This window comes from Hydrobacter penzbergensis (genome assembly GCF_900106985.1).
GTDB classification, from domain to species: domain Bacteria; phylum Bacteroidota; class Bacteroidia; order Chitinophagales; family Chitinophagaceae; genus Sediminibacterium; species Sediminibacterium magnilacihabitans.
The window spans coordinates 172,363-183,710 of record NZ_FNNO01000004.1 but is presented as its reverse complement, the minus strand read 5'-3'; the positions used below and the strand labels follow the sequence as shown (position 1 = coordinate 183,710).

Genomic DNA, 11,348 nt, shown 5'->3' with positions numbered 1-11,348 from the left:
ATAAATACCCTTCTTAACCATCTGCAAGGATCCTTTAACCTTATTTAACATCTCCGAAGGTATTCGTATGTGACAAAAAGCGGTAAATTTGATCTACTAATGATTTCGTATAATTAAAATCATCTTTTATGTATTTCAAATGTATTACAGCTTCTGTGCTGGCATTGTGCATAGCGGGCTCAGTTGCAGCCCAGGAAACACTTCCTCCTCCTGTTCCGGATAAGAAGTTCAAAAAAGAGGAAGACATCATCATTCGTAGAAAAGGTGACCGTGATGAAAAGACAACCATTGTAATGGATGGCGATAAGATCACCGTCAATGGAAAAGACATTGATGAACTGCACGATTCCGATTTGCAGGTATTGAGAGGTCCCGACGGATTGGCCATGGCAGGGCCACGGATCAGGATGAAAGGACCCTGGGTTACAGTGCCAGACCATGATTTCAATTTTTCTTTCAGCTCCAACCGTGCATTCCTGGGAGTGATGAGTGAAAAAAATGAAAAAGGCGCCAGGATCATCGAAGTAACCAAAGAAAGTCCTGCTGCCAAAGCCGGCCTGCAAAAAGGCGATATCATCACCAAAGTGGGCGATAGCAAGATCGAAGGGCCCGATGATCTCTATGCTGCGATCGGAAAATACAAGCCGGAAGAAAAGGTGAACATCAGCTATCTGCGCGATGGCAATGAAAAGAACACTTCCACTGCACTGGGAAAAAATAAAGAAAACCGGGTATTCAATTTCAGAAGAGATGAAATTGGTCCTCATTTCAAGTCTGATATGATGCCCCATATTCAATTCGATGGTATGCCTTTTATGCGCCCCAGATTGGGTTTGCAAATGCAGGACCTCGACAACAGCAAAGGAGTGAAAGTGATGGATGTGCATGAAGACGCTCCTGCTGCCAAAGCGGGTCTGCAAAAAGGCGATATCGTTACCGCCATCGATGGCAAAGAAGTAAAATCAGTAGAAACCCTTCGGGAAAAACTGCGTGATTTGAAAGAGGGCGATAGTGTAAAACTTACTTATGAGCGGAATGGCAAGACGCAGACCGCTGAAGTAAAGTTCCCTAAAAAGCTGAAAACAGCCGATTTATAAAGATATCATAAAATAACTTTATTTCCCATGTTGCATTGTGCCGCGCCATTCCAGGCGCGGTTTTTTGTTATTTTTGCGCCCGATGTCAGTCCATTCCAAATACGAAGCAGTCATAGGCCTCGAAGTGCATGCCCAATTGGCAACAGTGAGCAAGCTTTTTTGCGGAGATAGCATTGCCTTTGGTGCAGCGCCTAACACACATGTGAGTCCTATTACCCTTGGCCATCCCGGCACCCTGCCCAAGACCAACCGCAAAGCGGTAGAGTATGCCATTAAAATGGGACTTGCCTGTCATTGTGAAATTGAACGCGACAATTATTTTGCCCGGAAGAATTATTTCTATCCCGATCTGCCCAAAGGATACCAGATATCCCAACATACCACACCTATTTGTAAAGGCGGTCATGTAATCATCAAAACAACAGCAGGAGAAAGGGCCGTCCACCTCAACCGCATTCACATGGAAGAGGATGCCGGCAAAAGTATTCATGATATCGACGACAAGTATACCTGTATCGACCTCAACCGGGCCGGTACTCCGTTGATAGAGATCGTTACCGAACCCGATATCCATACTGCTGAAGAAGCCTGGCTTTATGTAACTGAAATACGAAAATTGGTTCGCTGGCTGGGTATATGCGATGGCAATATGGAAGAAGGAAGTCTGCGTTGTGATGCCAACGTTTCCATCCGCCTGAAAGGCGAGACCAAACTGGGTACCAAGGCCGAGGTGAAGAACCTGAACTCTATCCGCAATGTGAAAAAAGCCATCGAGTTTGAAATACAACGCATGATCGATATTGTAGAAGCCGGTGGAACCATTCAGCAACAGACACGCAGTTTTGATGCAGGCAATGACACCACATTTGCTATCCGCGACAAAGAGGAAGCGAATGATTACCGTTATTTTCCCGATCCCGATCTGGCTCCCTTCCATCTCAGCGAAACATTCATCAACGGCATTCAGGCAGCATTGCCTGCACTACCCGCACAGTTGTTTGCCCGATACCAGGAGGTTTACCAGTTGAGTGAATATGATGCCGGTCAATTGTGCGATGACAAAGCCACGGCTGATTATTTCGAAGCAACGGCACAACACTGCAGCAACTACAAAGCCATTGCCAACTGGATGCTGGGCCCACTCAGGCAGGTATTGAATGAAACCGGCAAGGGCTTTGAAACGCTCAGCCTGCTACCTGCTACACTGGCCAGCCTGATTCAACTGGTAGATGAAGGAAAACTGAGTTTTTCTGTGGCTTCTTCTAAAATATTGCCTGCTGTAATGCTCACCAATGCGTCACCCTTGCAGACAGCCGAGTCGATGAACCTGTTGCAGGTAAGCGATACAAACGAACTCGATGCATGGGTGCAACAAGCACTGGAAAAAATGCCGGAAAAAGTAACGGAATACAAAAAAGGTAAAAAAGGGTTGATCGGTTTATTTGTAGGCGAAGTAAAAAAAATCAGCAAAGGGAAAGCCGATCCGAAATTGGTTACGCAGTTACTCGAAGAAAAACTTAAATGAGATGTTAGTTGTTAGAAAAAATCTATCTAACAACTGACATCTAACAACTAACATCTATCATGAAAAGAATCATCTATTTACTCTCCGGCATTCTGTTCCTTACAGTTGCGTGCCGGCAACAGCAATCGGGTTCATTTACCGTAAGTGGTAAAATAACGCATGCACCCGGCAAGAGAATTTACCTGCAGGAGTTACCGTATGGCGGCGAACAGCCGGTAGTACTCGACTCCGGCAGCCTGCAATCCAACGGCAGTTTCGAACTCAAAGGCATGGGCAAGGAAGAATCTTTGTACCGGTTGGTGTTAGAAAATGGACCTGATGTGTTGTTGGTCAATGATGCCAGGCATATTGAGTTGGCACTCGATGTTAATAATTATCGGTCTTATAAAATTGAAGGCTCTCCTGTGAGCGCCAGTTTGCATACTTTGTTCGAAGACTATCGCAGGAAAGATTCAGCATTGTACAAAGCGTTTCAGCAGCTCGACACTTTGCAGAAACAAAAAGCGCCCGACAGTGTGCTGGCGATTGTACGCAATACCCGCGATGCCGCCATCAAAGACATGAATAAGATGGTAACGGATTTTATTGAGCAGTCGCCCAGTCCAGCTGCCCGTTATTACGCTATTGGTATGGTTTCCCGCACCTTGCCGCCCGATGAGTTGAAGAAACTGGTTACTGCTTCTGCCGACAAGTTCAAAGAACACGGCGGACTGGCCAGGATCAAAAGTATGCTTACTGTACAACAGCAGTCCGCCGCTACATCGAAATATGCTTTGCTGAATCAACAGGCGCCCGAGATCAGTTTACCCGATACCGACGGTAAAACTTTCCAGTTGAGCAGCCTCAAAGGAAAGTACGTGCTGGTAGATTTCTGGGCCAGCTGGTGCGGACCCTGCAGAAATGAGAACCCCAATGTAGTAGCGGCTTTCAATAAATATAAGGATAAGAATTTCACCATCCTGGGTGTATCACTCGACTCGGATAAAGCATCCTGGCTGGAAGCCATTAAAGAAGACAAGCTGAACTGGAAACATGTAAGTGACCTGAAAAAATGGGAAAGCAGCATGGTTTCTTTGTACCAGTTCGATGGTATTCCTTTCAATGTATTGGTTGACCCTGCCGGTAAGATCATTGCAACAGAGTTAAGAGGTGAAGCGCTGGATCAGAAGTTGGCAACCGTATTGAAATAATAAAAAACCGGCGGATTAGTTAGATTTTTTCATAAAAAAGGCCAGTCTCCTTAGAGACCGGCCTTTTAAAAATTATACTGTTATTTAATAGGATCGCAATAGTTATACTGATAATCCTATTATCACTTACTAGTTATCCTTACATAAGGGATTCAACAAAAGTTCATCTGCTGAAATAGGCCATATATATTGCTGACTGGTAGTCGGAATGCTATTCACACCAGGCTTGGCAGGCAGGGGCAGTCCCAGTCGGGTGATATCTGCTCCCCTTAAACCTTCACCCAGGAATTCAATCCTTCTTTCCGTCATGATGGCATCTGCAAGCGCAGAGGCATCGGCAAAGCCGGCAGCAGTGAAAACTGTAGAAGCATCCGAGCGTCCCCTGACAGCATTCAATAATGCAATAGCTTGTGCATCTACCGTGTTGGTCGAGCGTGTTCTTGCTTCTGCCAGATTCAACAATACTTCTGCATACCTGATTACCGGGGCCCAATCAGTGAAGGTAGAAGGCACGCTATACTTAGTCAGGTAGCTTTTACTACCAAAGACCTGTACAAAACTTCTCCTGGCATCAGTAGATTTCCATCCAGTATTGGAAATGATACCAGTAGACAACAAAGAATATTCGCCATTACCTCCGTTGAATGCAGAGGGGCCATAATAATATCCCAACTGATTTTGTGTACCGGGCTGCTCAGTAGTAGAAAAAGGCATGGAGAGCATTGATTCAGTTGAAGTATATGGAGGCTTGAAAAGTGACGTATAATCTGACTGCAACGCATTCGCTACTCCCGATGTGGCAGTGAACGGAGGAGTTGCCGATACGATCTTATTGGCTTCTGTGATCACTTCCGCATATTTCTGCATGCTCAGGTAAACCCTGGTCTTCCATGCAATAGCCGTATTGCGATGGGCCCTGGTAGTGTTAAGCGCTGCATTGTTATAGTCGAGCGGCAGGTTTTGCTCGGCAAACGTAAGATCGCTCAATATTTGTGTGTACACTTCCGCAACTGATGCCCTTGCCAGCGCATAATTTCCCGAATTGGTATTTCCTTTCAAACGGAGCGGTACACCAGGTTTAGATCCATTACCATCCCAGTAGGGCCGGGCATACAATTGCAGCAATGAATAATAGCTGATGGCACGCAGTAACCTGGCTTCACCCAGGTAATTGTTGGAAAGTGTTGTGCCAACCACAGCAGAACCTTTCGCAGCCATACCATCGATGAACACATTTGCCAGGTTGATCACATAGTAAGCGCGCGCCCAATGGTTCAGAACACTATTGGTAGAACTGTTACTGGGCGTATAATTCCAGATATCAAAACCGGTTACCACATTGGTACGCTCGTTGTTGAATTCTTCTCCACGGATATCATTGAATATTTGGTAACGACCTCCGTACATGCCCGAATTCTTAATGGTGGCATATATTCCGCGGACCTGTCCTTCAATCCTGTCTTTCGTATTAAAAGCCGTAAGATCAGAAATAGAAGTAGAGGGTACGGGATTCAGGGCGTCTTTCTTGGCACAGGATGTTACGTGAACAACCGTTGCTGCCAGTATAATATAAATCAGGTTCTTTTTCATTTTGCTGAATTAATAGTTTAACAATCAGAAACCAACATTCAAACCAACTGTAATGGTCCTTTGATTCGCAACAGTGTTCCTGTCAATACCGAAATTGGTGGTACCATTTCCATTGGATGAAACCTCAGGATCAGGTCCGGGATAGTTGGTAATGATCAACAGGTTAGAGCCTGCCACATAAAAACGGGCATTGTTGATCTTCACTTTTTCCAATATGGTTTTCGGCAGATTATATCCGACAGAAACGGAACGCAGTTTTACGAAATCACCTTTGAATACGTTAATGTCGAGCGGGAAAGAAGAACCGTTCGAAATATTATCTCCGAATATGGGTTTGGGATAAGCTGTAAGATCACCCGCTTTCTGCCAGCGGTTCAACACGCCTACTTCATTGTTCCAGAAACGCTGATCTCTCAGGCCCGCTCCTGTACCATAATAAACATAGTTGCCAAACTGGTAAGTGAACATGGCTGTTAGTTCAAAGCCTTTATAACGGAAGGTATTTTCCCATCCGCCAAAAACTTTAGGCTGGGTGGTCTTGTATACAATCGCATCGGCACTGCTCACACCAGGTGCAACAGTTCCATCGGCATACATGAATCGCGACTGACCTGCAGGCGCCACGTGCTGGAAGTAAACATCTTTACCCTGCGAATTCACAAATATCCTTCTTCCTGTTGCCGGATCAACTCCTTTTGTCTGTGTCACGAATAACATACCAATGGGGTAGCCGGGCAGGGTAATACTCGGGCTTTCCAATCCACCGGTTATTCCAATGATACTGTTTACACCAGGCGCCAGTGCAGTAACTTTGTTGGTATTGGTAGCAACATTGAAACTGCTGGTCCAGCTGAAATCTTTTTTCTGGAGAATGGTTGCATTTACTGCAATTTCAATTCCCCTGTTGTACATGGTACCGATATTCTGCGGAATGGCAGTAGGCACACCGGCAGACGGAGGTTGCGGTACATTCAGTAACAGACCATCGATATTGTTGTTGTAATAAGTGACATCACCTGTGATCTTGTCGTTCAGCAAACCGAAGCTCAAACCGATATCGGTTTTCTTACTGGTTTCCCAGGTAAGATTGGAGTTGCCTGCTTGGTTGTAAACTGCTGTACCATTACCTCCGTAAAGACCGGATCCGTAGGTTGAAAGGGAAGCATAATTATTCAGACCGCCTATATTTCCTACTTTACCATAGCTTCCTCTTAATTTAAAGCTGCTGAAGATCCTATCAAGCCTCGCCGATGTCCAGAATTTTTCTTTTGTGATTTCCCATCCGGCCGATACACCCCAGAAAGTACCATATTTTGAATTGACACCCAACTGAGAGGCGCCGTCTCTTCTAAGGTTACCACTGATATAATATTTTTTATCGAAGTCGTACTGCAAACGGCCGAACTCTGAATAAAGATAATTCTCTCCTATAGCCAGATTCGACGGATTTGGGGTAGCCCATCCACCCTGGACATTGGTAAACGCCGGGTCAGAAACAATAGTACGGTTCAACCCATACCCTGTATTGTTCGACTTCTGGTGTTCCATACCTGCCAGTAATCCAACTGTATGTTTATCGGCAAAAGTCTTGTCGTACTGGATGGTATTGGTCCAAACCCATCTTTTGTTTTTATTCAATGCTGCGGTTACCGAACCATTAGAACTGAAGCCTTCCCCTGAAATAGGGCTATAATAAATATCATTGTCCACCAGCACATAATCAATGCCAAAGACTGTGCGAACAGTTACTGAACTGATCGGCTTCACTTGTGCATAAGTATTACCAATAATGTGCTCTACTTCAGCATTGTTGCGGTTTTGATCCAGTTGGATCACTGGGTTATTGAAACCTACCTGTCCTACTTTGTTGTTCATTACTCCAATCAAAGCGCCCGAGTAATTATAGGTTCCGTCGTTGTTATAAGGAGATACATTGGGAGCAGTGATCAGCGCCACGCGACCAAGACCTGCAGTGGCAAATGCATCCCCCAATGATCCGGAACTCACTGCTGCCAGGTTCTTTTCGTTGGTATATTGAATTTTACCTCCCAGATTCACCGCTTTGCCAATCTTGTGATCGATGTTCATCAATATGCCCAGCCTTTTAAAATCATTTCTCTGTATGATACCCTGTTGTTCTGTATAACCAGCAGAGAAATAATAACTGGTAGATTCATTAGCGCCGGAAATGCTCACGGTATTACTGTGTTGGAAGCCGTTGCGGTATACATAATTATACCAATTCGTATTGATGGGTTTTCCATCCGGTCCATTGGTAAGCGCAAAAGCATTCGTATTCGCATTATAAGTACCTGCATTCTTCAGTGCTTCATTTTTATAATCGGTATACTGGGAGGCATTCAGCAAATCGGGGAGGCGTTGCACTTTACTCCATCCCACCCAACTATCGACCGTTACCCTGCTTCTTCCGGCTTTACCTTTTTTGGTGGTAACAAATACAACACCATTTGCTGCACGGCTTCCATAAATGGCTGTAGCCGCCGCATCTTTTGCAATGTCAATGCTTTCAATATCGTTCGGATTGATGCTTGCCAGGATATTTCCTGCAGCAGCGGTAGAGCTGAAATCACCTGTAAAAGAAGGCACTCCGTCTACCACAATCAGTGGGTATGACGAAAGTGAAATAGAATTCGTACCCCTTACGCGTATCACAGGCGGCGCATTCAGCACTCCACTGGGGATCGTTATCTGCACACCGGCAGCACGGCCTCCCAGGTTCTGATCAAAACTTTGCGCGGGCTTGTCTGCCACAGCTCCCCCACCTATCCTTGAAATGGCACCGGTTACTTCCCTTTTTTTCTGAACGCCATACCCCACTACCACTACTTCCGAAAGTGTTTTGTCTTCCGGTGTCAGACTGAGGCTTACAGAAGATTTACCTGTTATAATGACATCAGTGGCATTATAACCTACATAAGTGAAATGTAAAGATTTAGCAGTAGCTGAAACCTGAATAGTGAAATTGCCACTATTATCAGTAACCGTGCGCCTTTCTGAACCGGCTGAAACAGTCACTCCCGTAAGCGGGGACCCTTTATCATCGGTTACTTTACCGGTAACCGTACGGTTTGTTTGAGCTTGCAATTGTACTACGAGTAGCACAATACCAGCTGCAAGAGCCAATAGTTTTCTCATTTGCAATAAAGTTTTGAGTATTAAAAAACAATTAAAATTAAATAATTATTCGTTGGAAATACTAGATTCTGCCGGAAAAACTTAAAAAAAACTTAGCCGTATCATACCATCCATTAAATGCTGAGGCGGAATAGGGGCCGATAAAACGGTTGACGATTAAAGTATACTATTGGCATACTTGTAGAGCACTGGAAGGACACTGGGGTAACACTGTCGCAACACTTCTACTAACAGCTATTTTTTTGCTTTACCGCTGGAAGTATGCAATATCAACACCGGCAGGAGGATCAGATTGGTTAGGGTTCCTGTTACCAGCGTCAGCGAAGTGAGCCAGCCCAAAGCCTTGGTTCCACCGAAATCACTCCAGCAGAAAATGATGAACCCGGCGATCAATACCAGCGAAGTATAGATGATGCTGATACCGGTATGCCTGATCGTCTGCACCAGGGTAGCCGATACCTGCTTGTTGTAATGCGACAGCTCCTGTTTATAGTTGATGAGAAAACGGATGGTCACGTCAATGGCAATGCCCAATGCTACACTGAACACCAATACGGTGGATGGTTTCAATGCAATACCCGCCCAGCCCATCACACCAGCAGTGATCACCAGCGGAATGAAGTTAGGTATCAGCGAGCAAACCAGTATGCGGAACGAGCGGAACAAGTAGAGCATGCACAAAGTGATAAGCAGGAAAGCCCAGCAAATACTTTCTTTCAATCCTTTGATGATGAAACTGGAACCTTCCAGGAATGTGATGCTGCTGCCTGTAAACGTTACATGGTAACTGGCTGTATCAAAAATCTCGTTGGCTTTGTGTTCAAAATCTTTCAGCAGCACAGGCAGCCGGGCGCTGCCCACATCTTTCATGTTCACACTGATACGCGCTACCTGCCGTGAGCTGTCCATAAAACTACTCATCAGTTGCGCGAAGCCCGATTTCTTTTGACTGCCTCCGGCGCTGTCGGGCCGGGCCTTCAGGTAAGGAGCCATGAATGCCAGGTCGCCTTCATAAGGAATGGCATAGCTCAACGTATCATCATCGAAATAAGCCTGCTTGGCAAACTTCAATCCTTCTACAAAAGACAGCGGCCGTGCGGCTTCCGGACTGCTCGCTATGTATTGCGAGAGTTCTTCAATATTTGCAATGGGTTTAACGGAACGCACCAGTCCGTTCTTCTTTTTGGTATCCACCAATATTTCCAGCGGCATCACACCTCCGAAATTGCTTTCGAACCATTTCAGGTCGGTATAGATCTTATCATTTTTAGGAAGATCATCCACAATAAATCCTTCACTCTTGATCCGCAGCAATCCGATTGCAGCGAAAATGGTCAATGCCGCTGTTACTCCATACACCCATTTTGCATGATGGAAGGTCCAGCGCTCGATACGCACCAGCACACGTTCTAAAAATGCATTGTCGAGGTAGCGTGTATGTTTGTTTTGAGGAGCCGGAAGATAACTCAGCACCACCGGTATAAAAATGAGTGAAATAAGGAACAGGGCAATGATATTGATACCTGCCACCGCACCGAACTCTTTCAATACCGCGCTGCGTGTAAGGGCAAATACAGCAAAACCGATAGCAGCGGCAATATTGCAAAACAGGGTAACAATACCCATTCTCCCTACCATAGTTACCAGTGCTTTTTGCTTATCACCTGTTTCGCGGTAGGCGGTATGGTATTTATTGAGGAAGTAGATACAGTTGGGAACACCAATCACTACCACCAGTGGTGGAATGATGGCTGTGAGCAATGTGATCTTGTAGCCGAAGAGTACCACGGTACCCAGGCTCCATATCACTCCCATCCCCACCACGAACAGACTCATGAGCATGGCGCTGGCAGAACGGAAGAAAAGGATCAGGGTAATGGCCGAGAGCAGCAGGGAACCAATGAGAAACCAGTTCATCTCATCCTTGATGCGGTTACTCATGATGGTTCTGATATAGGGAAGTCCGCTCATGTGTACCGATACCTGCGCTTTTTGCTCAAAAATCTGCACCTGCTTTACAATGTCGTTGATCAGCCGGGTACGGCTCTTACTATTGACCGTATCCTTGTTCACATTCACCCCCATGAGGTAAGAATGGGTGGCAGAATTGTACAACAGGCGTCGGTAAAAAGGCAGGTTTTCGAAAACCCGCCGGGCGCTGTCGAGCGGAGCTTGGCTGGAGTATGGATAGTTAAATATTTTATATGGCAACAACCGTTTATTTACCGTATCATTTTGCAGATTCACCACCTCTGGTATGCTGGCGATATCGGTTACCCCGGGCACTTTTTTCAGCTCACGGTGCAGTTCACCCACTTTATTAAAAAAATCAGATTTAAAGAAACTATCCGATTGAATTCCAATTACTACAGTAGATCCGTCTCCACCAAATTTCTGTAAAAAAGCCTGATACTCACGGTAGCGCGGGTTGTCGTCGGGGATGGCTTTGGTAAACTCATAACTCAGTTTTACCTGGCTGCCGAAGTAGCCCATAGTGGCTGTGGCAGCCAGTAAAAGAAGCAATAATATCAGTCGGTTTTTCAGGATGAATTGCCCCAGGCGATACCACATAAAAAAGTTAAGAATTTATTAAATAATAATATCTGCAAAAGGCCCTAACAGGCTCAAGTGCAATACTGTTAACTATCATAAAAAGACTACAAAGAAAAGAAGAAAGGACTACATCGCATCACACAATATTGCACGAACATTGGTCGTTGAAATGACCCTTGTTTGACCTGTGCGGTTGATGAATCTTAAAATCCAGCGGATGACCCATTTCTAGTTAAT

At 45.3% G+C, this 11,348-nt stretch carries 6 protein-coding genes; 3 read left to right on the top strand and 3 right to left on the bottom strand.

Going from position 1 to position 11,348, the window contains the following annotated elements:
- Nucleotides 1-128: 128 nt before the first annotated feature.
- From BLU98_RS06430 to BLU98_RS06420, 3 genes are all read left to right on the top strand, one after another.
- Entirely contained in the window at nucleotides 129-1,097 is a 969-nt protein-coding gene (locus tag BLU98_RS06430) for a PDZ domain-containing protein (RefSeq protein ID WP_092723175.1), read from the top strand.
- Between the two features lie 82 nt (nucleotides 1,098-1,179).
- The gene (gatB, locus tag BLU98_RS06425) at nucleotides 1,180-2,622 is read left to right on the top strand and encodes an Asp-tRNA(Asn)/Glu-tRNA(Gln) amidotransferase subunit GatB (protein ID WP_092723274.1); all 1,443 of its coding nucleotides are present in this window, start codon (nucleotides 1,180-1,182) and stop codon (nucleotides 2,620-2,622) included.
- Between the two features lie 59 nt (nucleotides 2,623-2,681).
- On the top strand, nucleotides 2,682-3,812 hold the full coding sequence (locus tag BLU98_RS06420) for a TlpA disulfide reductase family protein (RefSeq protein ID WP_092723173.1): 1,131 nt from the start codon (nucleotides 2,682-2,684) through the stop codon (nucleotides 3,810-3,812).
- Nucleotides 3,813-3,941: 129 nt separating this feature from the next.
- Here BLU98_RS06420 and BLU98_RS06415 read toward each other — a convergent pair whose 3' ends face one another.
- The 3 genes from BLU98_RS06415 to BLU98_RS06405 form a co-directional block, all read right to left on the bottom strand.
- Complete coding sequence (locus tag BLU98_RS06415) at nucleotides 3,942-5,402, bottom strand: RagB/SusD family nutrient uptake outer membrane protein (RefSeq protein ID WP_092723171.1); 1,461 nt, start codon at nucleotides 5,400-5,402, stop codon at nucleotides 3,942-3,944.
- Between the two features lie 24 nt (nucleotides 5,403-5,426).
- Entirely contained in the window at nucleotides 5,427-8,558 is a 3,132-nt protein-coding gene (locus BLU98_RS06410) for a SusC/RagA family TonB-linked outer membrane protein (RefSeq protein ID WP_092723169.1), read from the bottom strand.
- A gap of 234 nt (nucleotides 8,559-8,792) precedes the next feature.
- Entirely contained in the window at nucleotides 8,793-11,129 is a 2,337-nt protein-coding gene (locus BLU98_RS06405) for an efflux RND transporter permease subunit (RefSeq protein ID WP_092723167.1), read from the bottom strand.
- Between the last annotated feature and the right edge of the window lie 219 nt (nucleotides 11,130-11,348).